General features: G+C 25.9%; 19 protein-coding genes and 1 tRNA gene. 7 read left to right on the forward strand and 13 right to left on the reverse strand.

The window, feature by feature from the left end:
* Window position 1: 1 nt before the first annotated feature.
* Together AAQM_RS05860 and AAQM_RS05865 are read left to right on the forward strand one after the other, a co-directional pair.
* Window positions 2–910, forward strand: a complete 909-nt coding sequence (locus AAQM_RS05860; RefSeq protein ID WP_129095034.1) for a phosphate/phosphite/phosphonate ABC transporter substrate-binding protein — start codon at window positions 2–4, stop codon at window positions 908–910.
* Complete coding sequence (locus AAQM_RS05865; RefSeq protein WP_129095033.1) at window positions 907–2,559, forward strand: ATP-binding protein; 1,653 nt, start codon at window positions 907–909, stop codon at window positions 2,557–2,559. Before AAQM_RS05860 ends, AAQM_RS05865 begins: the two co-directional genes overlap by 4 nt.
* A 37-nt stretch (window positions 2,560–2,596) precedes the next feature.
* On the opposite strand, the gene AAQM_RS05870 is transcribed toward AAQM_RS05865, so the two are convergent.
* From AAQM_RS05870 to AAQM_RS05880, 3 genes are all read right to left on the reverse strand, one after another.
* Window positions 2,597–2,681, reverse strand: a tRNA-Leu gene (locus AAQM_RS05870).
* 99 nt (window positions 2,682–2,780) lie between these two features.
* On the reverse strand, window positions 2,781–3,059 hold the full coding sequence (locus AAQM_RS05875; protein WP_128985736.1) for an HU family DNA-binding protein: 279 nt from the start codon (window positions 3,057–3,059) through the stop codon (window positions 2,781–2,783).
* Between the two features lie 108 nt (window positions 3,060–3,167).
* Window positions 3,168–3,746 (reverse strand): class II aldolase and adducin N-terminal domain-containing protein, encoded by a 579-nt coding sequence (locus AAQM_RS05880; RefSeq protein ID WP_129095032.1) that lies wholly within the window; start codon window positions 3,744–3,746, stop codon window positions 3,168–3,170.
* A gap of 60 nt (window positions 3,747–3,806) precedes the next feature.
* On the opposite strand from AAQM_RS05880, the gene rsmH reads away from it, so the two are divergent.
* The 3 genes from rsmH to AAQM_RS05895 are packed head-to-tail and all read left to right on the forward strand — an operon-like array spanning window position 3,807 to window position 8,042.
* The gene (rsmH, locus tag AAQM_RS05885; RefSeq protein WP_129095031.1) at window positions 3,807–4,709 is read left to right on the forward strand and encodes a 16S rRNA (cytosine(1402)-N(4))-methyltransferase RsmH; all 903 of its coding nucleotides are present in this window, start codon (window positions 3,807–3,809) and stop codon (window positions 4,707–4,709) included.
* Window positions 4,702–4,965: a hypothetical protein gene (locus tag AAQM_RS05890; protein ID WP_129013856.1), complete on the forward strand. Its 264-nt coding sequence runs from the start codon at window positions 4,702–4,704 to the stop codon at window positions 4,963–4,965. The genes rsmH and AAQM_RS05890 overlap by 8 nt, the downstream gene beginning before the upstream one ends.
* Window positions 4,962–8,042, forward strand: coding sequence for an efflux RND transporter permease subunit (locus AAQM_RS05895; RefSeq protein ID WP_129095030.1), 3,081 nt, complete (start codon window positions 4,962–4,964; stop codon window positions 8,040–8,042). Before AAQM_RS05890 ends, AAQM_RS05895 begins: the two co-directional genes overlap by 4 nt.
* Before the next feature lie 25 nt (window positions 8,043–8,067).
* On the opposite strand, the gene AAQM_RS05900 is transcribed toward AAQM_RS05895, so the two are convergent.
* A complete protein-coding gene (locus AAQM_RS05900; protein ID WP_129095029.1) occupies window positions 8,068–9,342 on the reverse strand; it encodes a C40 family peptidase in 1,275 nt (424 codons plus the stop codon).
* Window positions 9,343–9,489: 147 nt separating this feature from the next.
* Between AAQM_RS05900 and AAQM_RS05905 the strand changes: the two genes are divergently transcribed.
* Window positions 9,490–9,894 carry a hypothetical protein gene (locus AAQM_RS05905; RefSeq protein WP_129095028.1) on the forward strand — a complete coding sequence of 135 codons (405 nt, stop codon included), beginning with the start codon at window positions 9,490–9,492 and terminating at the stop codon, window positions 9,892–9,894.
* A gap of 27 nt (window positions 9,895–9,921) precedes the next feature.
* Here the strand turns inward: AAQM_RS05905 and AAQM_RS05910 are convergent, their stop codons facing one another.
* The 9 genes from AAQM_RS05910 to mltG form a co-directional block, all read right to left on the reverse strand.
* Window positions 9,922–10,200: a c-type cytochrome gene (locus tag AAQM_RS05910; RefSeq protein WP_128985747.1), complete on the reverse strand. Its 279-nt coding sequence runs from the start codon at window positions 10,198–10,200 to the stop codon at window positions 9,922–9,924.
* Window positions 10,201–10,293: 93 nt separating this feature from the next.
* Window positions 10,294–11,862, reverse strand: a complete 1,569-nt coding sequence (locus tag AAQM_RS05915; protein WP_129095027.1) for an AMP-binding protein — start codon at window positions 11,860–11,862, stop codon at window positions 10,294–10,296.
* 11 nt (window positions 11,863–11,873) lie between these two features.
* On the reverse strand, window positions 11,874–13,058 hold the full coding sequence (locus AAQM_RS05920; protein WP_129095026.1) for a glutamate mutase L: 1,185 nt from the start codon (window positions 13,056–13,058) through the stop codon (window positions 11,874–11,876).
* Window positions 13,052–14,419, reverse strand: a complete 1,368-nt coding sequence (locus AAQM_RS05925; RefSeq protein ID WP_129095025.1) for a methylaspartate mutase — start codon at window positions 14,417–14,419, stop codon at window positions 13,052–13,054. Before AAQM_RS05925 ends, AAQM_RS05920 begins: the two co-directional genes overlap by 7 nt.
* Window positions 14,416–14,823 carry a methylaspartate mutase subunit S gene (glmS, locus tag AAQM_RS05930; protein WP_129013845.1) on the reverse strand — a complete coding sequence of 136 codons (408 nt, stop codon included), beginning with the start codon at window positions 14,821–14,823 and terminating at the stop codon, window positions 14,416–14,418. Before glmS ends, AAQM_RS05925 begins: the two co-directional genes overlap by 4 nt.
* Window positions 14,824–14,918: 95 nt before the next feature.
* Window positions 14,919–15,209 carry a heavy-metal-associated domain-containing protein gene (locus AAQM_RS05935; protein ID WP_129095024.1) on the reverse strand — a complete coding sequence of 97 codons (291 nt, stop codon included), beginning with the start codon at window positions 15,207–15,209 and terminating at the stop codon, window positions 14,919–14,921.
* Window positions 15,206–16,144, reverse strand: coding sequence for a malate dehydrogenase (locus tag AAQM_RS05940; RefSeq protein WP_129095023.1), 939 nt, complete (start codon window positions 16,142–16,144; stop codon window positions 15,206–15,208). The genes AAQM_RS05935 and AAQM_RS05940 overlap by 4 nt, the downstream gene beginning before the upstream one ends.
* A gap of 98 nt (window positions 16,145–16,242) precedes the next feature.
* Complete coding sequence (locus AAQM_RS05945) at window positions 16,243–18,435, reverse strand: NADP-dependent isocitrate dehydrogenase (protein ID WP_129095022.1); 2,193 nt, start codon at window positions 18,433–18,435, stop codon at window positions 16,243–16,245.
* Between the two features lie 125 nt (window positions 18,436–18,560).
* The gene (gene mltG / locus AAQM_RS05950) at window positions 18,561–19,682 is read right to left on the reverse strand and encodes an endolytic transglycosylase MltG (protein ID WP_129095021.1); all 1,122 of its coding nucleotides are present in this window, start codon (window positions 19,680–19,682) and stop codon (window positions 18,561–18,563) included.
* 73 nt (window positions 19,683–19,755) lie between these two features.
* Between mltG and AAQM_RS05955 the strand changes: the two genes are divergently transcribed.
* Complete coding sequence (locus AAQM_RS05955) at window positions 19,756–22,545, forward strand: YhdP family protein (RefSeq protein ID WP_228722706.1); 2,790 nt, start codon at window positions 19,756–19,758, stop codon at window positions 22,543–22,545.
* Window positions 22,546–22,548 lie beyond the last annotated feature (3 nt).

Below are 22,548 nucleotides of genomic sequence, written 5' to 3' on the forward strand. Positions count from 1 at the left end.
AATGTTAAAAAAAATTACCTTAATATTTTTTATATCCATATTATTTTTGTTTACAGCGTGTGAAGATGATTCCAAAAGTTATACACCTTCTTATCAAAAAGAAAAGGTTATAGACAAAAAAATTTATACTTTTGGAATTCATCCATTACATAATCCCAAATATCTTTTTGAACTTTATGAACCTTTGGTGGATTACTTAAATAATAATTTAGAAAATAAAAAAATAGAGATAAAACTAGAAGCTTCAAGAAATTATGATTTTTTCAATAAAAAATTATTTTCAAGAGAGTTTGATTTTGCTCTTCCTAATCCTTATCAAACAGTTAAAGCATTAGAAGTAGGATATAAAGTTTTTGCAAAAATGGGTGATGATGAAAATTTTAGAGGAATATTTTTAGTTAGAAAAGATAGTGGAATTAAAAATTTTGAAGATTTAAAAGGTAAAAAGATTAGTTATCCAGCTCCCACGGCACTAGCAGCAACAATTCTTCCACAACAACTTTTATATGAAAATAAAATAGATATAAATAAAGATATTGAAAATATTTATGTTGGTTCACAAGAATCATCAATTATGAATGTTTATTTAAAACAAAGTGATATTGCAGCAACTTGGCCTCCACCTTGGGAAACATTTATAAAACAAAGACCAGAAATAGCCAATGAAGTTGAAATTATTTGGCAAACAAAAAATTTACCTAATAACAGTTTAGTAGTAAGAGATGATATTTCAGAAGAATTAATAAGTGAAATATCTTTATTATTTACACAATTACATTTAAATGAAGAAGGGAAAAAGATTCTTGATAAAATAGGTCTTAGTCAATTTGAAATAGCAAATGAAAATACATACAAAGTAGTAAAAGATTTTATCATTGATTTTGAAAAAAATGTTAGGGTAATAAAATGATAAATAAAATAAAAGATTTTTTTACAACTTCAATAAAGAGAAGATTAATTGTTACAATAACTTTTGCACATGTTTTTTTGATGAGTATTTTTGTATATGATTTAATAAATAAACAAAAAAATTTTTTAAAAAAACAGAGTATTGAACAGATTAAAAGTTTAAGTAATATGATAGAAAGAAATTCTATATCTTGGGTATTATCAAATGATTTTTTAGGATTAGAAGAGTTGATTTCTTCTATTTCAAAATATCCAAATTTAGAGTATGCAATGATTTTAAATAAAGAAGAAAAAGTTATAGCTCATTCTCAAAAAGATTTAGTAAATTTTTATTTATCTGATGATGTTAGTTTGAATTTTTTTAAATCTAAAAAAATTGAATCATCTATTTTGGTACAAAATGATTCAATTATTGATTATATTTCTCCAATAATTATGGAAAAACAGCATATAGGTTGGGTTAGAATAGGTTTAAATCAAGATTTAACTTTTCAGAATTTGAAAAATATTTTTCAAGAAGGATTGTTTTTCATACTTTTAGCTGTTATTATTGGTTATTTGTTTTCATATTTTTTGGCTAAAAATATCACAAAAGATTTATATGATTTAATAAAAATTGCAACCCAAACTGCAACAGGAAATAAAAAGCAACGATCAAAAGTCTATTTAAGTAGAAAAGATGAATTAGGTATTTTATCAAAAGAAATAAATAAAATGCTTGATAAAATTGAAGAAGATGAAAAAAAACTTGAAATTACAAATATGCAATTAGAAAATGATATTGTTGAACTTGAAATTTTAGATAAAAAATTAACTGAATTAAATCAAGATTTAGAGAAAAAAGTTGAAGAAAAAACTTATGAATTAAAACTTTTAAATGAAAATTTAGAAAAAGAGATTGAAGATGAAGTTGAGCAAAATAGACAAAAAGACAATATGCTTTTTCAACAATCAAAAATGGCTTCTATGGGTGAAATGATGGAAAATATAGCACATCAATGGCGACAACCTTTAAGTTTTATATCTACGAGTGCTAGTGGAATAAAATTACATAAAGAGTTTAATACTTTAGATGATGAGTTTTTAGATGAAGCTGTAGAAAATATTATGCATAGTACGCAATTTTTATCAAATACAATTGATGATTTTAGAGATTTTTATAAAACAGATAAAGTTAAAAGTAAATTTAATATACAAGAAATTATAGAAAAAACTCTTAAACTTACAAGTTCAAGATTTACAAATCGTGATATAAAAGTTATAAAAGAGATAGATGAGATTTTTATTTTTGGTTTTGAGAATGAGTTAATTCAAGTTTTTGTAAATATTTTAAATAATGCAAGAGATGAATTAGAAAAAATGCCAAATGGAGAAAGATTTATTTTTATTACACTAAAACAAGAAAAAGATAGAGTAATAATTTTTATAAAAGATAATGCAAATGGAATAGATGAAAAAATTATAAATAGAGTATTTGAACCATATTTTACGACTAAAGCTAATGAAAAAGGCACAGGAATAGGGCTTTATATGTCAAAAGAGATTATAACTAAACATTTTAATGGAAAAATTTATGTACTAAATGAAATTTTTACTTATCAAGCAAAAGAGTATAAAGGAGCAAATTTTGTCATAGAAATTCCACTATAGGGAAACTTGAAGAGAAATAATATAAAATATTAAAAGGTGGTACCGATGGCCGGACTCGAACCGGCAAGCTGTGAAGCGGTTGATTTTGAATCAACTGAGTTTACCAATTTCTCCACATCGGCTTGCATTTGAAGCGAAATTATAGTTAAGTTTACTTAAATGATTATAAATTAAAAAAACAAGAAAAATTCTAGTTAAAGAATTCTTCTTATTATAAAAAACTATTTACCAGAAACAGCTTCTTTTAGAGCTTTTCCAACTTTGAATTTAGCAACAGTAGTAGCTGGAACATCAACAGTTTTATCTGTTCCTGGAACTTTTGCAGTTCTTGCAGCTCTTTCGCTAACAGCGAATGTACCAAATCCGATAAAACTTACAGACTCTTTTTTAACTAAAGCCTCAGTAATTGTGTCTAAAACTGCATCAACTGCACCTTTTGCATCTTTTTTAGATAAACCAGCTTTTGCAGCTACTGCATCAATAAATTCTGCCTTGTTCATGGATGAACTCCTTGTATAAAATTAAATTGTGAAAACTTTATAGTATTTAAGCTTTGAAATAGCTAAAACTAGGGCTTTTAGAAACAAAATAATTAAAAATTTATTTTTTTATTGAAATGATGATTTTATACTTAGAAGACGACAAGAGTTTTCAAGAATTGCTATTTTTTTCACTAATTCAAGTATGTCCCTATCGTAAATATAAGTACCAATACCTTTTATTACCATTATTTTATGTTCTGATTCTTTTAGATATTTTGTAATTTCAAGAGCATTTCTTTTATACCAAGTAGAAAAATCTCCTGGATTATAAATTGGAAGTTCTTTAAAAATAGTTTTTCCAAAAAAATCTTCAAATACTATATTATCATGTTCTAAAGTATAAGCTGTTGTATGAATAGGCATTCCAAAGGCTATATATTTTGCTTCGTGTATATTTGTATATATTGTAGCGTGAATATGAGATTCAATACTTGCAATATTCCATCTATAATCTCTTTTATTTACATTTAATGTACAAAAAGATTTGTCTTCCATTTTATCAAATATTGCATCACTTGTATTGATTATAAAATTGTTTTGATCTAATTTTGTAGAAATAGCTCCATGGTAAATACCAAAAAAGTTTTTTGAAAACATAGTTAATGATAAATCAGAAAGTAATTTTACAACATCTTTGTCAATCATTTTAAAAGCCTTAAATATATTTTTGGGTATTATATATTAATTTAAATAAGGACCTTTTTAATGAATATTCCACATATACCTGTTTTGTACAATGAAACATTAGACGCTTTTAAAAATATTAATAATGGATATATTATTGATTGTACAACTGGTTTTGCAGGTCATAGTAATGGTTTATTAAATCAAAATGAAAATATAAAATTAATTTGTAATGATCAAGATGATGAGGCTTTAAGTTTTTCAAAAAATAGACTAAAAGATTTTGAAAATAGGGTGATTTTTAATAAAGGAAATTTTGAACATGTTATTAAAACTTTTAAAGATTATGAAATAAGAGGAGTTTTAGCTGATATTGGAGTTTCTTCTTTACAACTTGATAAGCTAGAACGTGGTTTTGGTTTTGAAAGTGAAACACTTGATATGAGAATGAATCAAAATCAATCTTTAGATGCAGCAACTATTGTAAATACATATTCCCAAGTAGAATTAGAAAGAGTTTTTAAAGAGTATGGAGAAGTAAGAGAATATAAAAAAGTTGCATCTTTGATAATAAATAATAGACCTTTTACAAGTGCAAGACAAATTTCAGAACTTTTGTCAAAAAAAATGGCAAAAGGAAAAATTCATCCAGCAACTTTACCTTTTCAAGGTATTAGAATAGAAGTAAATGATGAACTTGGTGTTTTAGAAAGACTTTTTGATTCGTTAGAAGAGGTAAAATTGAAAAATTGCATCGTTGCTATTATTTCATTTCACTCTTTAGAAGATAGAATTGTAAAAAACTATTTTAAAAAATGGAGTAAGTCTTGTATCTGTCCAGAAGGAGTTTTTAGGTGTGAATGTGGGAATAATCACGCTTTAGGGAAAATTATTACAAAAAAACCTATAATTCCAACTGCACTTGAGATTAAACAAAATCCAAGAAGTCGAAGTTCTAAATTAAGGATTTTTAAATTTGATTAAACTAAATGCTAAAAACTCACTTATTATTGTTTTTGCTATGTTATTTTTTGGTTTAGCTCTGTTTTTTCCAAAAATATATTTGAGAAATAATATATATTATGTTAGTAAGGATATAAATAAATTATATGCTCACTACGTATCTTTACAAGAAGAAAATACTTTTTTAGCTCAACAACTTGAGGATATGAAATTTAAGAATCAAATTATTGATTCTTTATTATTTAATCCTTTATTAAAATTGGAAGAGAATAGATGATTCAAAATTTAATAGAGTTTTCGTTAAAAAAACCTCTTTTAAATCATTTTATTCTTCTATTTATTTTTCTTCTTTCAATATTTGCTTATTTTAAAATCCCAAAAGAGATTTTTCCTCCTTCTACAACTGATGCTGTAATTATAAATGGAGCTTATACAGGAGCTAGTTCTGAATTACTTGATAAGATAGCAGTTTCACAAATAGAAGATGAAATATTGACTCTTAGTAGTGCTGATACTATCTCTTCAACTATAAAAAATGGTAGTTTTTCAATAAATGTGGATTTGAAAGATGGTTATAAAGCAAAAGATATTTTAGATGATGTAAAAGATATTATTACAAAAATTAAAACTGATTTACCTTCTGATATGGATGAACCAACTGTAAAAGCTGTTGAGTTTGCATTTCCTTTGATAACAGTGGCTGTGTATTCAAAAAATGGCGACTCAAAAGAGTATTTAATTGAAGTTGCAAAAGATATAAAATCTAAAGTTATGCAACTAAAAGATTTATCACAAGTTCAAGTTTTAGGTGAAAGTGATAAGGAACTTTTAATTACTTTAAATGATGAAAAGATTTCTGCTTATGGTTTTGAAAAAATAAAAGTTATAAATGCAATATCTTCTTTAAGTTCAATTTTTCCAATAGGAATGATAAAAGATAGCTCAACTCATTATTATTTATCAACTTTTAATGGAGAAAAAGATGTCGAAAAAATCAAAGAGATTATTTTAAAAATAGATGGTAAATCTGTTCGTTTAAAAGATATTGCAAAAATTGATTATCAATTAGGTGATGTTTCTAGTATTTCTCACTTTAATGCAAATACAAATATTGCTGTTGGAATAAATAAAGGTTTTAGTGGTGATGCTATTGAATTGGTTAAAAAAATTAAAGATATAACAAAAGAGTTTGAAGCAAAATATGAAAATTTAGAGTTTGATACGTATATTGATACTTCTATTTGGATAAAAAATAGGTTAAATACAGTTGTTTCAAATATTTTATTTGGACTTATTTTGCTCTTTCTTGCTTTACTTTTTTTCATAAATTTAAGAATAGCAATAGTAATAGCAATAGGAATTCCTACTTCATTTATGATAGGACTTATTAGTGCTGAATATTTAGGATATAGCTTAAATATGCTCTCTTTATTGGGTGCTTTAATAGCTCTTGGAATGTTGGTTGATGAAGCTATTGTTGTTGCTGAAAACATTTACCGACATATGGAAATGGGGAAAGATAAATTTAGCGCAGCACGGGATGGAGCTTTAGAGATGTTTCCAGCTGTTTTAACAGCGACAGCAACAACAATATTTGCATTTTTACCAATTTTACTTATGAGTGGAGAAGTTGGGAAATTTATGCAAATTTTGCCAATAATGATAACAATTTTACTTTTAAGTTCTTTGATTGAAGCATTTTTCTTTTTACCTTTACATGCAAAAGAGATTTTTAAAGTTAATAAAGCAGAAAAAAAATCACATAAGATTTGGGATTTTAACTATAAACTTTATGGAAATATTTTAGAATTTTTATTAAAAGGTAAATATATAGCAATTTTTGGAATGTTGATTTTGATAGTTGTTAGTTCTTTTTTAATAATGAAAAATCAAAAATTCAAATTTATGCCAGAATTTGATTCTACACAAATATACATAACAGGTTCTATCGGTGTTGGTAAAAAGATAGAACAAACAGAAGAAATGGTTTTTGAAATAGAAAAAAAACTTTTAAATTCTTTGGATTTTAAAAATAGTATTAGCTCAGTTAGTTCTGTAACTGGTATGAAATTAGATGGTAAAAATTTACCTCATTATGAAGAATTTTATTTTCATATTTTTGTAAATTTACATGAAAGAGCAGCAGAGAACCTTTTTGAAAAATATATAAATCCATATTTATCTCCAAAATATGATGATTCAAATATGATTAGAGATTTAAGTGCACAAGATATAGAGCATGAACTCAAAAAGATTTTAGATGAAGAAGTAAAATCAAATAAATTTGAAGAATTAAAAATATTTGTTCCTCAAACGGGAATAGTAAAAAATGATGTAGAAATAGCTGTTTCTGGAAAAAAAGAAGAGACTTTAGCAGCTGTTGAGAAATTAAAAAATATATTAGTAAATGTGCAAGGTGTTACAAATATAGCTGATGATTCTATTTTAGGAAATTATGAATTAAAGTTTAAAATCAATTCCTATGGACATAGTTTAGGAGTTACTGAAGAGTTGGTTTTAAATCAATTAAGACCTTTTTATTTTAAAGGAACTTATTCAAAAATGTTCGATAAAGAGGGACTTATTGATATTGTTTTTGAGAGTGAACATAAAGATATTTTAGAAAGTTTAGATAATTTTACAATTAATATTTCTAATCAAAAAGTACTTTTAAAAGATGTGGCAGAGTTTATTAAAATTCCTGCTTATTCTCAAATATTCAAAGAAAATAATGAGCAAATTATAAGTGTAACAGCATCATTATCAAATATTACTTCTTCAGAACTTTTTGAAAAAATAGAAGTAGAATTAAATGAGTTAAAAAAAGATGTTAAATTAGTAATAAAGGGTGAACAAGAAGAGAATGAAAAAGTAAAAAAAGAGATGGCACAAGCTGCATTAATAGCTATTATATTGATTTTTATGGCTTTAATTTGGATGTTTGATTCTATTGTTAAGCCTTTAATTATTTTATCTACTATTCCTTTATCAATTTTAGGAGTATTAGTAGGGCATGTTATTATGGGAATGAATATCTCAATGCCTAGTTTAATAGGAATGGTTGGACTTGCAGGTGTTATTGTAAATGATGGAATAATAATGATGGATTTCATCAAAAAATCAAAAGACTTAGAGGATTTAGTAAAATATGCAAAAATGAGATTAAGACCTATTTTATTAACTTCAATAACTACAATATTAGGACTTTCTACACTTATTTTCTTCTCATCAGGTCAAGCTTTAATTTTACAACCAATGGCTGTTTCTTTAGGTTTTGGATTATTGTGGGCAACTATTTTAAATCTATATTTTGTTCCAATGATTTACAGAATTGTATATTTAAGAAAGATGTAAAAAGAGGCTTAGAAAAACTCTAAGCCTATAAAATAGTAATTCCAGTTACTTTTTTTAGAATATTATTATCTTCATCAAAATCTTTCATTCCTTTACCAGGTTCTAAAGTTGTGATTGTTGCTTTTCCAATAATATGTCTATATTTTCTTCCTGTATTGTCTTTTAATCTTACACTCCAAACATTATGAACTACTAAAGGTTCATTGTCTTTAACTCCAACATAAAGCATAATATGACCTTTTAAATATACTAGAGTAGAAAAAGGAACACCATGTTTCTTCATAAATTCTTTTTTCTCTTCTAAGCTTAACTTAGACATATCAAGAAATTTTCCATTTGTAGTTTGAGCTTTTGAATTTCTATGCAAAAATTTTCCAAAAGGAGCAAAAAAATCCTGAGTAAAGCTCGAACAATCTCTATTATTTAATAATCCGCCCCATCCATAAGGCTCTTCTAAAAGTTCATTTAAAAGCTTTATTCTATTTGCTGAATTAAAAGAAATAGGCATTGCTTCAATTTCATCATTTTGTAAATCTATATAAGTAATGATTGCATTTTGATTATCATCTTTTTTTGCAATTATATATTTATCTTCTTTTTTAGGAAAAATAGTTGCAACTTTTACATATTCTCTAAAAATAGGGTCATAAATAGGAAATTTTTCTTTTATGCTTGTATAATAGTTTGTAGTTTTAAAATTTTTTATAAACTCATCATTTACAAAAGCAATAGAGTTTATTTCAACCCAACCACCAACAATACTCGATTCTATATAAGCCCATGCTTTATCTTTTGATAAATGAGAAACTAAAATAGGAGTATTTATTTTGATTAAAGAGTTTTGATTATAATCAAAAGGAAAACCTTCTCCTGGTTTTGTTGGGTCATAAAACATAGGTGAATTTGATGGTAAAACTCTAACATTTGTATTTTTTAAAGTAATTGCTTTTTTAGGAACAACATTGTATTCATCGAAATTTGAATTATTTATAACTTTATTAAACCACTCTTTTGTAGCTAATTTATGATTTTCTAAATAAATTTTTCTATTTTTATAAGAGAGTCCCCACATCGCTTCATTTTTAGGATATGAAACTTTCGAAGCACTCCAAGGTCTAAAGTATTTGTCAAAATAATCTTTCGTTGCTTTATTTTGGTTTATAAAATCATCATCTGCTTTGTTTGAAAGTTCGACAATATCTTGATTTTTTGGAATTACTATAGGCTCTTTTATTGAACAAGCTGTAAATAGAAGAGTTGATAATGCAACTAAAGTTAAATTTTTAAGATTTTTTATCATTTTTCTTCCTAATAAATTTTTGCTGATTGTACCATTTTACGATTGAAAGTTTTGGCGTATGATTCTATTTTGATTATATCAAACAAAGAAATAATAAAATATAATAGAGTAAATTTATAAAGTATTTTAAGATAAAAAGGAAATAGGGTGTATAAAATCTCAATAAATAAAGATTTATTTGAAAATATTTTGTTAAAAAAAATTTTTATTTTAGAAAAGCAAAGCACAAATTATTGGAAAAAAGAACTATTAGAACCAACTTTAAAAGATGATAAATTAATTTATGAAATTAGACAATTCAAAAAAATAATCTTAACAAATGGTTTGGGTGAAGATAAACCTCAAATTATAATAGAGTGTTTAAAAGTTGATTATTCGCTAAAAAATAGATGTTTTGAATTTCACTTAGGAAAGATATTAGAACAAAAAAATATTAACATAAATCTAGCAATAGATGAAAAAGATATTTTAATACAACAATTATTAAAAGAAAAAGAAGAGTTACAAAATGTACTAAAAGAGATAAAAGAGAGTAAGATATTTAATAGTTAGTTTTTACTAACTATTAAATACAAAGAATTATTTGATTATTAAATCTGCAATAGCTTTAATATCTTCGTCTGTAAGACCTTTTACTTGAGCAACCATTAAAGCTTTTTGAGCTCCTCCATAAGTTCCGTCTTGGTAACCTTTCATAGAAGCTATAAAATCTTCTTTAGTCATATCTTTGATAATTTTAGATTTTCCTAAAGCAACTTTTTCACCATTTGCACCATGACATGTAGCACATTTTGCATAAGGGTTTGCAAATGCAACACAGGCAGTTAGTAAAGCTGTAGAGATAATTATTTTTTTCATGAATAATCCTTTTTTTGTAAGATACTAAAATTATATAGAAATATTCTTAAACTTTTATTGATTCTAGTCAAGAATAACCCTTTTAGGTTATTCTTATTTTGTTAGTTCTTTTTTTAATTCTTCTTTATTTATTCTATTTTTATCAGAAGGAACTAAAGGTAAAGATTTTTTGTAAATAATTTTAGAAGGAAGCATATATGAAGCTAAATGATTTTTTAATTCAAATAAAATTTCGCTTGAACTTAACTCATTTTTTCCTGTATAAACTAAAACAATTTCTTCTTCTATTTCTTCATTTTCTATTGAAAATACGGCACATCTTTCAATCTCTTTTATATTTGTTTCTACAACAGATTCTATCTCGTAAGGGTTAACTCTAAAACCTCTTGTTTTTATCATATCATCATGCCTTGACACAAAGTAAAAAAATCCTTCTTCATCTTTGTAAACATAATCTCCTGTTTTTACAACTATTTCATCACAAAGTTGACCTTCTAGATTTATTACATTTTTTAAAATTTCTATAGATTTAAATCTTTCATTTGTCTCTTTTGGCGCATTCCAAAAACCTCTATAAATATATCCACCCCTATGAATTAATTCACCAATAACTCTAGGAGGACATTCATTTCCATTTTCATCTATTACATATAATTCCACATCAGGGATAGCTTTTCCTATAGAATCAGGTCTTATTTTTAATTGAGCAGGGTCTAAATAAGTTGATCTAAATGCTTCTGTTAAACCATGCATTGAGTAAAACTTTGCATTTGTAAAAAAATTTTCAACATCAGAAATCATTTTTTTAGTAACATTTCCACCTGAACTTGTAATAATTCTCACATTTTTAAGAAATTCAGCACTTGGAAGTCTATATTCATCTTCATCAAACATTTCTGTGATATTGATAGGCATTAGAGGTAATACTGTAACTTTATCATTTATAATATGATTAAAAAAATCATTTGGTAAAACAAATCTATGTAAAGCTAATGTTGCTCTTTTATAAAGTGAGCAAAAAATTTGATTTAATCCATAATCAAGATTAAAAATTAATAAACCAGAAATAATATCATCTTGTTGTAATTGTAAATATTGCGATACAACTCTTGCTGAATCTATCAAGTTTCTATGAGAAATAACTATACCTTTTGGTTTTCCACCAAGTCCAAAAGAATAAGTTATAACAGCATTATCATGTCCATTTACATCACAAGAGTAAGGTTTATTATAATATTTATAAATTTCTTCAAAAGAGGGTAAATCTTTATGAGTTGTTTCATAAGAGATAATATGCCCATCAAATTTTATCTCTTCAATAGACTCTATTTTTATTCTATCTGTAATTATACATTTTATGTCACAATCGCCAATGATATATTCAATTTGCTCAGGTTTTAATAATCTAGTTAAAGGAACTAAAACATAATCAGTAGATAAAATAGCTAATATAGCTATTACTTGGTCTATTCCTTTATTTGAATAAATACCAATTCTACTACCTTTTGGAAGATTAAGTTCACTTAAATATAAAGCTATTTGATTAACTTTTGAAAATAATTCACCATAAGATAATTTATTATTTCCATGAATTAAAGCAACTTTTTCTGGATTTGAAATATTTGCATCTTCAATCAATGTTCTTATACAATTTATTGACATAATTACCACCTTTATTGTTGTGTGATACCAAGAGTCCAAATATCATAGTCATAATCCATGATAATTGAAGGATGAATATCTGAATTTAATATTTTCTTATAAAAGAATGAGATAATATCAACAGCTTCTTCAAAATTAAGCACTTTTGTAATTCCACCTGTTAAAACAATAGATTTTAGTAGATTTAACTTTAATTTTATATATAAAGGGTGAGCATCACTAACTTTGTATAAAACTAAAAAAATTGCTAATTGCATTAAAACTCTTAATGCTTTTGGAGAATCTTCATTGAAGATATTTTCTGTAACTTTTAAATGAGCTAATAATTCATAAACAAATTCATTATTTTTAGCTGCAAAAATTAAAGACTCTTTTGATTTGTAAACTCCAAGTTTTTTGAAAACTAATCTATCATATTCATTTTCCGTAACCATATTATCCATAGATAAATCTTTTGAATAATGAATATCTGTTGTTGCTCCACCAATATCTATTAAAATAAATGGATTTACAGCTGCAAATTTCGTATCAATTAAAGGAAGAGTTTTATTTACAATATATGGAGTAGAGTAAATTTGATTTGAAGTTAAATCATAAAGATGTTTTATATCTTCTTTACCCATGATATCAGCTTGATAAAGATTTGTTAAATACTCTTTTAATGGTTCTTCAACTACATGAAGTTTATTGTTAATTATATTTTCAACAACAACTAAATTTTTTATATTAGATTTTAAATATTCTTCATCAAGTTTTGAACCTGCAAAAACAACATTTGAATATCTTAGATTTTCTAAAAATTTGAATAATTTTTCATCAAAAATATCACTAACACTATTTATTCCACCAACAATAATAACAACATCAATTAAATCACTTGGTATTGAAGTTGTTTCAATATCTTGATATAAAACAGTATTTATGATATTTATTCCTGAATTATAAGCAATATTTGTTGCAAATTTTAAAGAAAAAGAGTTTGTAATTCCAATAATTAACGTTGTTAATCCACCATTTGCAGAAGAACAAATAAATACTTCATCTTTTTTGAATTTTGAGATTGTATCACCACATTTAGAAGTTAAATCATCAAAAATATCTTTATTGAAATCTCTAAAATGTTGTTCTACATTTCCATTTGCACAAGTTTTAAAATATGTACTTCCCACATCTATTAATAATTTATTTTCTACCATTGCATAATTCCTATATCATGAATAATATCAGTTACTATTGACGAAGCATCTTTATTTAAATCACATTTTGATTTTTCATATTCAAAACATCTCTCACTTATTGGAAGATTTCCTCTTTTTATGATTCTGATATTTTTATTTTTATCTCTTACTGTTACTACTTCATTATGATTTATAATATGTGGAGAGTATGGAACATCAATAATTCCAGCTTTTATAGAGTTAAATACTTTTCTCCATAAAGTGTCTGCTTTATCGTTAAATACAGCTTCCATGATACTTTTTACTTCTTCTGTTAAGATTTCTTCTTCCATTTCATCAGTAATATCAGGAATACCATGTAACATTCTTAGTGTATATTGAGTATTTGCAACTGTTTTTGCATTTGATTCTCGTGTTGGAATACCAAATGCTTCATCCCTTGTTTTTGTAATAATTTTATCAGCTTTTACCATCATAGCAATTACTGTTGAAGTATTTATTAGTGATTCTGAGAAATCTTTATTTGATGGAAATGCTCCCATCCATTGATGATAAACTAAATTTATTCTAGCATCACCACAACCAATCTGTTCTGCATAAACTTTTGCCATTTTTCTAAGAACTTTAGCTGTTACAATATCTTGAATCATAGAACCTGTTTGTGAAAATGAAACAGAGAATGATTTTACTCCTTCTTCAAGTGATAAAAGCATTTCACAAAGTTGAATAACTATTGTTACACAAGGAGGAACTAACGTTGCAGTTAATGGACCAAAAGACTCTCTGTTTATTGGCTCATTTAGTTTTGAGTAGTTAGCACAAACTCTTTCAACATATTTCCAATACATAAAAGCTTTATCAAGTGGAAAGTTTTTTGAATATGGTAAAAGATAAGTAATCGGTCCACCTTCAATCTCGAAAATACCAGAAGCTAATGCTGTTTCTATTAATAATCTTGCATCAGGAGTTCCATGTCGTAAAGAAATTGGTTTATCAAAATGAGTCATCATTTTTCTAGTTGTTCTATAACCATGATTTACAAGTGGATAACCATTTAGCATATCAACTTCATTTTCTTCAGAAAGTTTTAGCATCTTAGCACTTGTTGCATAGTCATTTAATCTTGTATTAGAGTCAATAGTACATGGTAATACATCAACATCAGCACCAACGAAAAATTCATATAAAGAGAACATTTTCTTATAAGTAGGAAAACCACCACGAGGTTGTACTAACATCTTTTTAGAATTTTTAAAATGGTGAGAAATAAAAAGATTTTTAGAAGCATTTTTTATAAACTCTTCAATCTCTGCAAAATCAAAATTATCTGCGTATTTATTTTGAACAATTATGTTCCTTTCTTCTTGCAGTAAACTCAATTTCTCTCCTTTAAGAATTTTTCTAATTCATCAAGTCCTGTATTTAAATCAACTTGATGAAATACTAAATCAAAACCATAATTTTTAAATTTTGGAACAATAACACTAGCATCACCTTCTCCAACTGCTAAGTTTCCACCTAACATAAAAACCACATCTTTTAAGTTTTTATATTTTGATTTTAGAATAGGTAAATCTCTGCACCAACCTTCTGCTTCACCATTTAATGAAGAGATTAGTAAAACATCAGCATTTGTTTCAATTACTGCATCAATAAACTCTTCTAAATAGGTATTAACACCTAAATTAAAAACTTCAAAACCTCTTGCTTGTAATGATATATCAATTAGTCTATTTGCAACTACATGAATATCGTTACCTACTACACCAATAACTACTTTCATTTTTTCAACCTAAATTTACACGTTTTTTATACTCAACAAAGGGCATGATTTTATCTAAAGAAGAGTTATAAACCCTTTAGAATACAAACCTTTTACTATTTTTTTGTTGCTAAATCAAATTTCCCAATTGCACAAGATACAAAACTTTTTGCAGTGGTAGTAGCTTTTTCAAAGCCACTTAACTCATCTGTTGTTAAGGGATATCCTAAAGTTCTAAGTTTCACTTTTAATTCTTCTTTTTTATCATCATTTATGTCTAAAGTAATTTTTCGTGGATGTACTTCTAAATCTACTTCAACTTCACCAAATTCATCTTTTAATGCTTTTATTAGTGTATTAGCACAACCACCACATTTTACATTTAAAACTTCAAATGTTTCTTTCATAATTTCTCCTTTAAAATATTAATTAATTCTTTAACAGAAGCTATTGATTTTGAGAATTCTTCTTTTTGTTGATTTTTTAAATTTAATTCTATAATTTTTTCAACACCATTTGCACCTAACATTACAGGAACACCTGACACTATATCTTCATAGCCATATTCACCATCAAGCATAACAGCACAAGGATAAATCTCTTTTTTATCTTCTAAAATTGCTTCAATCATTAGACTTGTACTATATGCGGGTGCATAATAAGCTGAACCTGTTTCTAGTAATTTTACTATTTGAGCTCCACCATTTTTTGTTTTATATACAATATCATCTATATCTTCTTTTGATAAAACTTCACTAAGTCTAACTCCTGCTACTGTTGAAAAATCAGGAAGTGGAACCATATCATCACCATGACCTCCCATAACAGAAGCCTCGATTTGTCCTTGACCATAACCTAATTTTTCAAATATAAAATGAGCCATTCTAGCACTATCTAAAATTCCAGCCATTCCAATAATCTTATTTCTTGACCAATTTGAAGCTTTTAAAGCTGTGTAAACCATTGCATCTAAAGGATTTGAAACAACTATGATTATTGCATTTGGATTATTTGGAATAATTTGTGTTATAACTGAAGTCATAATTTTTGCATTTGTAAGAAGTAAATCATCTCTACTCATTCCCGGACGTCTTGCAACTCCAGCAGTTATAACAATAACATCACAATCTTTAAATTCTTCATTATTAAGACAAGCTTTTGTTATAGTTTTACTTTTTGAAGCATTTGTTGCTTGTGAAATATCAAGTGCCATAGCCTGAACAAAATTTTCTCTTACATCTTTTAAAAGAAGAGTTGAACACATATTTTTAGTAGCAAGTGTAAAAGCTAAAGTTGAACCTACATTTCCAACTCCAATTATTCCAACAGTTTTTTTATTCAAAATATAACCTTTTAATTTTTATTTAAAATGATTATATCTTTTTGGGCATAAAAAAAGGCAAAGCTTAGCTTTGCCTTTTAGGATTTTAAAGGAATAAATTATCCAATAATTGCATTTAATGTTGCAGATGGTCTCATAGCAGCAGATGTTTTAGCATCATCTGGTAAGTAGTATCCACCCATATCTACAGGTTTACCTTGGCATTCTGTTAATTCTTTTACGATTTGAGCTTCATTTTCAGTCATAGCTTTTGCAATTGGAGTAAATTCAGCTTTTAACTCTAAATCATCATTTTGAGCTGCTAATTCTTGTGCCCAATACAAGCTTAAGAAGAAGTGAGAACCTCTGTTGTCAATTTCTCCAACTTTTCTAGCTGGCGATTTATCATTAATTAAGAAAGTTCCAGTTGCTCTATCTAAAGTATCAGCTAATACTTTTGCTTTTTTATTATTTTGTGTATTTGCTAAGTGGTCAAATGAAGCAGCTAAAGCCATAAATTCACCTAAAGAATCCCATCTTAAGTAAGCTTCTTCTTGGAATTGTTGAACGTGTTTCGGAGCAGATCCTCCAGCACCTGTTTCAAATAATCCTCCACCTTGCATTAATGGAACGATTGATAACATTTTTGCAGATGTTCCAAGTTCTAAAATTGGGAACAAGTCAGTGTTGTAATCTCTTAATACATTTCCAGTAACAGAAATAGTATCTAAACCTTTTCTCATTCTTTCTAAAGATTTTTTTGTTGCTTCAACTGGAGACATAATAGTAATATCTAATCCTGTTAAATCATGAGTTGGTAAGTATTTATTAACTTTTTTAATCATTTCAGCATCATGAGCTCTGTTTGAATCTAACCAGAAAATAGCAGGTGTATTTGATAATCTAGCTCTTGAAACTGCTAATTTAATCCAATCTTGAATTGGTGCATCTTTTGCTTGACACATTCTGAAAATATCACCAGCTTCAACATCAAATGTAAATACAACGTTTCCATCTTTGTCAATAACTTTTATTTGTCCATCAGCTTTTGCTTGGAAAGTTTTGTCATGAGAACCATATTCTTCAGCTTTTTGAGCCATTAAACCAACATTTGGAACAGTTCCAATTGTTTTAACATCTAATTTACCATTTGCTTTAAAGTCATCAACAACAGCTTTAAATGATTGTGCATAACATCTATCTGGAATCATTGCAATTGTATCTTCTTCTTTATCATCTGCATTCCACATTTTTCCACCACCTTTTAACATAGCAGGCATAGAAGCATCAACGATAACGTCAGATGGTACATGTAAGTTTGTAATTCCTTTTGCAGAGTTAACCATAGCAAGTCTTGGTTGTTTTGCATAAACAGCTGCAATATCAGCTTCAATTTCAGCTTTTTTAGCAGCATCAACTTGGTCTAATTTAGAGTATAAGTCTCCTAAACCATTATTGAAGTTTACACCTAATTCATCAAATAATTTTCCGTGTTTTTCAATTAAATCTTTGAAGTATACTTTAACAGCAAATCCAAACATAATTGGATCTGAAACTTTCATCATTGTAGCTTTTAAGTGTAAAGATAATAATACATCTTCTTTTTTAGCTCTTTCAATTGCTTTTGCATAGAAATCTTGTAACGCTTTTGCACTCATAACAGTTGCATCAATAATTTCACCAGCAAGAACTTTTGTAGAAGCTTTTAATACAGTTTCAGCACCATTAGCGTCAAAGAAAGAGATTTTTAAATCGTTTGCTTCATCAAAAGTTTTAGAAACTTCAGAACCATAGAAATCTCCACCATCCATAAATGCAACGTCAGTTTTAGAGTCTTTTGTCCATTCACCCATTCTGTGAGGGTTAGCTTTTGCATAGTTTTTAACAGCACCAGGAGCTCTTCTATCAGAGTTTCCTTCTCTTAAAACAGGATTTACAGCTGAACCTAAAATTTTTGAATATCTAGCAGTTACTTCTTCACTAGCGTCATAATTTGGTACATTGTAACCTTTTGCTTGTAATTCAGCAATTGCAGCTTTTAATTGAGGAATTGAAGCAGAGATATTTGGTAGTTTGATGATATTAGCATTTGGATCTTGAGTCATCTCTCCTAATTCTGCTAAATGATCTCCAATTTTTTGATCATCAGTTAAGTTCTCAGGGAAGGTTGCAATAATTCTTCCAGCTAAAGAGATATCTTTAGTAACCATTTCAATACCAGAACTTTTTGTAAAAGCTTTGATTATTGGTAAAAAAGAGTATGTTGCTAAAGCTGGAGCTTCATCAACTTTTGTGTAAATTATCTTTGACATATTTTTTCCTAAATTTGAATTTTGATGTTGAAGTATCTTATCCATATTTAAGTATTAAAAAATTGAAAGTTTAATCTATTGGAAGTTGTGAAAACTTGATTGTTTCAAATTTTCACAAGTTTAGATTAATTTATATTGTTAAATAAATCTTTTATAGATACAGGTTTTTGTTCAGCTATGTCAGTTTTCATAATATTTTGTGCTTCAACATCAATTTGTGATTCAACTTCTTTAACTTTACTATAATTTTTCTCAACACCAATATTAGCTCTTATATTAGCTTGATGTTCTTCAAAATTATTAGCAAATTTGTGTAAACCATTTCTATTATTTCTTACAAAATATAAATAGTTACTTTTTACTGGAAAAATTGCAGCTTTAATAGCATCAAGACTTACAGCACAAATTGGATCTTTTGGTAAACCAGCATATTTATATGTATTATAATGGCTTTCATCTTCTCTTATTCTATCTGCTGTAACTATTGTATTTGAATATCTTCCATAATTCAAAGTTCCATCCATTTGTAGTTTCATACCTTTTTTTAATCTATTATGTATAACACTTGCAACTATTGGCATTTCATTTATTGTAGCAGCTTCTTTTTGTATAACTGAAGCTAAAGTTATATAGTTATACCATTTTTTCTTGTCATAAACACCAAAAATCTTTTTTGAAAACTCTTCATATTTTTTATTTGTTTGAGAGAATAGATAAAAAATCATATAATCTTCTTTCATTCCAATTGGTAAAGAGTATGTATCAGCAAGTATATTTCCATCTGCTTTATATGCATATTCATTATATAGTTTCGTCAATTTTTCTTCAGAAAGATTAAATTCATTAGCAAGTTTTTTCAAAAATACATAAGAAGTTTCTCCTGGAATTAAAGTGATATTTTTTAATGCAGCTTTTGAAGTAATTAATTTATATATAAAATCCATTTTAGTTAATTTATTTTGATTTATATCTATCCAACCACTTTGAACATAACCCATAGATTTTATTATAACCGCATCTAAAACATTCATCTCATAGCCACTTTTATTTAAGTATGTTATAATATCGTTAGTACTGCCTTTAGGAATAAATAACACTTTAGTTGATGTTACTGGCATTGTCACATAAAATAAAACAATTATAAAGCAAACAAGGATAAAATCGATAATGTTTGATAGTGTTAAATTTCTATTCGTTTTTCTTTTTTTAATAATAATCTCATTTATTTCATTTTTGTATTCGGGCATAAAAATTGATTCTTTCTCTTTCTTAAATTTTTCAGTTTCGCAATTCTATATTAAAATGGATAAAAAGCTTATTTTGAATATTGAAGATATTAAATTTACTTTTAATAAGAGTGAATCTAAAAGTTCTTTTGAAGATATTAAAAAAAATATTGAATTATTACCTACAGTTTTAAAACTTTTTCAAAGTATTGAAGTAGATAGATTAAAAATAGGGGAAAATGAATTTAAAATAGTTTTAAATGACAAAGAGCTATATCTTGATAATAAATTTGTAAATTTATCTTCTAAAATTGATACTTCATCTAATACAATTAGTTTTGATTTACACTCTTTGTATTTAAAAGATATAAAATTAAAATTTGATGGAAAAGTAAAAATTGATTATTTTAATGAAAAGTTAAACTATTTTGGAAACTTTTATTATGAAGATATAAAAAGTAGTTTAAATCTTGAAATGAATAAAGAAATAGCTAAATTTTATTTAGTAAGTGAACCTTTTAAAAATTTAAAATTTCTTAAAAATTTCTTGAATTTACCTCTTGTTGCTGAAGAATGGATGTATGATAATGTAGAAGGAGAGATGAAACTTAAAGAGTTTTATGGTGAATTTGATTTAAAAAATAATAAAGTAATTGAAAAATCTCTTGTTGGAAAAGCTATAATAAATAAAGCGAAAATTAGATTTCATAAAGATGTAGATGTTATAAATACTGAAAGTTTAAATGTTACTTTTAAAGATAACAATCTACATTTTGATTTAATTAATCCAATATATAAAGAAAAAAATATAGAAGGAAGTTTTGTAACTATTCATAATTTAACAAGTTATTTAAATGGAGAAGTTGAAGTAAATATCAAAACAGATGATAAACTAGATAGAGATATTTTAGATATTTTAAAAGCTTATAATATAAATTTACCAATAGTTCAAAAAAGTGGAACAACAAATGCTTCTTTAACTCTTATTTTTCCTTATGATTTACAAAAGAATATGACAACAAAAGGTGAGTTTTTAATTAATAATGCTGAAGTTTCAATTGGAAATTTCTCTTTTAAAACAAAAAACTCAACGGTAAATTTAGATGGAACAAAAATTTATATAAAAAATTCAGATTTTAAATATCAAGAGATGATAGATGCTATTGTTAATTTAGAACTTGACACAAAAACTTTAAAATCATCAGGTGAGGCTTTAATAAAAAACTTACAAATAAAAAAAGATAATAATGAAAAAATAGTAGAAATAAAAGATAAAAAAACTTTATTAGAAATGGACTTTAATAAAAATACGATAATTGATTTAAAAGATTTAGAAACAAAAATAAAAGTTCAAGACAATATTTTAATAAATATAAATGATTTGGCAAAGATTTATCCTTATTCAAAACTGTTAAAAGATATTTCAGCAAAAAATGGAAATTTAAATTTAGAAATAAAAAATGAAAAAGATATAAAATTTAATGCTTCTTTATATGGTTTAAATTTTCCTTTGGAAAAAAATGGGACAAAAATAGAAAATCTTGATATTAAAGGAAGTATAGAAGATAAAAATGTTTATGTTTCTTCTATTGATGAAGATATTAAATTAGAAATTAAAGAAGATATAAATTTAACTTTAAAAAATTTATCTCTTAATATTGATAGAAAAAATGAAAAAGATAGCTTAACAAAAGATGTAAATATAAATTTTGTAAATTGTGATTTAATTTTAGATGGAGCAATTTATCAATTAAAAAATGCTAATGTAGTTATAAAAAATCAAGAAATTAATTTTGATGCAGTTGTAAAAAATCTTGATTTACCATTGAAAAAAAATGGGAAAGAAATAAAAGAATTAGCTTTAGTTGGTACTCAAAAAGATAACAATACAAAAATAAGCACAAAAAATAAAGATTTGATTTTAGAATTGAAAAATGAGACACTTTTTTTACAGTTAGATGGCTATGATGTTTTTTATGATAAAAAAATCAATGAAGAAAATAGTTATAAAAATCTAAATATTATAGGTAAAAATTCAAATATTATAATAGATGAAAAATATAAATTACTAGCAAATAATTATGAAATAAGAGTAAGAGAAGATGAAAAGTATATTAATTTAAAATATAAAGATAATGAATTTACATTAAAACAATCAAAAGACAAAAAAATAGATATTTATACAAATGAGTTAAGTGATGAATTTGTAAATGCAATTTTTAATAAGAGTATTTTTAAAGATGGAAAATTAATTTTTTTAGCAAATGGTAGTTTGGATAAATTAAATGGAAAAATCATTATAAAAAACAGTAATATAGAAGATTTAGCTATTTTAAATAATCTTTTAGTTTTTATACATACTTCACCTGCACTTATAAATCCTTTATTAGCAATTCCTTCAGTTGTAGGAATGGCAACAAATTCAGGATTTAATCTAACAGCTTATAAAATAATAAATGGAATAGTAGAGTTTGAATATTCTCAAAAAGAGAATATATTTGAAATCAAAAAATTAGTTACTATTGGAAATGGAATAGATTTTGAAGGAAAAGGAAAAATAGATTTAAATGATATGGTGATAAATTCAGAAATAAAACTTATTTTTCTAAAAGATTATTCTAAAATTGTTGGAGCAATTCCTGTTGTAAGTTATGTTTTACTCGGAGATTCAAATAGAGTTGAAACACAAGTAAATATATCTGGAGATTTATCAAATCCAAGTATTTCGACAAATCTTACCAAAGAGACTTTTAGTATTCCTATGAATATTACAAAAAGAATATTTTCTACACCTTCAATGTTATTTGATTTTTTAAGTGGTAAAAAGAGTGAAGAAGATATAAAAAATGAAGAAAATAGAATAAATAAACCTTTAGAAGAATAAAGG

Origin of the sequence: Arcobacter aquimarinus, assembly GCF_013177635.1 — a bacterium.
GTDB classification, from domain to species: Bacteria; Campylobacterota; Campylobacteria; order Campylobacterales; family Arcobacteraceae; genus Aliarcobacter; species Aliarcobacter aquimarinus.

Coding starts and splice junctions, on each gene's coding strand:
- AAQM_RS05920 (WP_129095026.1), bottom strand. CDS start 13,058: ATGGTAGAAAATAAATTATTAATAGATGTGGGAAGTACATATTTTAAA.
- AAQM_RS05935 (WP_129095024.1), bottom strand. CDS start 15,209: ATGAAAGAAACATTTGAAGTTTTAAATGTAAAATGTGGTGGTTGTGCT.
- AAQM_RS05945 (WP_129095022.1), bottom strand. CDS start 18,435: ATGTCAAAGATAATTTACACAAAAGTTGATGAAGCTCCAGCTTTAGCA.
- AAQM_RS05875 (WP_128985736.1), bottom strand. CDS start 3,059: ATGAACAAGGCAGAATTTATTGATGCAGTAGCTGCAAAAGCTGGTTTA.
- rsmH (WP_129095031.1), top strand. CDS start 3,807: ATGAATATTCCACATATACCTGTTTTGTACAATGAAACATTAGACGCT.
- AAQM_RS05880 (WP_129095032.1), bottom strand. CDS start 3,746: ATGATTGACAAAGATGTTGTAAAATTACTTTCTGATTTATCATTAACT.
- glmS (WP_129013845.1), bottom strand. CDS start 14,823: ATGAAAGTAGTTATTGGTGTAGTAGGTAACGATATTCATGTAGTTGCA.
- AAQM_RS05865 (WP_129095033.1), top strand. CDS start 907: ATGATAAATAAAATAAAAGATTTTTTTACAACTTCAATAAAGAGAAGA.
- AAQM_RS05895 (WP_129095030.1), top strand. CDS start 4,962: ATGATTCAAAATTTAATAGAGTTTTCGTTAAAAAAACCTCTTTTAAAT.
- AAQM_RS05910 (WP_128985747.1), bottom strand. CDS start 10,200: ATGAAAAAAATAATTATCTCTACAGCTTTACTAACTGCCTGTGTTGCA.
- AAQM_RS05900 (WP_129095029.1), bottom strand. CDS start 9,342: ATGATAAAAAATCTTAAAAATTTAACTTTAGTTGCATTATCAACTCTT.
- AAQM_RS05915 (WP_129095027.1), bottom strand. CDS start 11,862: ATGTCAATAAATTGTATAAGAACATTGATTGAAGATGCAAATATTTCA.
- mltG (WP_129095021.1), bottom strand. CDS start 19,682: ATGCCCGAATACAAAAATGAAATAAATGAGATTATTATTAAAAAAAGA.
- AAQM_RS05860 (WP_129095034.1), top strand. CDS start 2: ATGTTAAAAAAAATTACCTTAATATTTTTTATATCCATATTATTTTTG.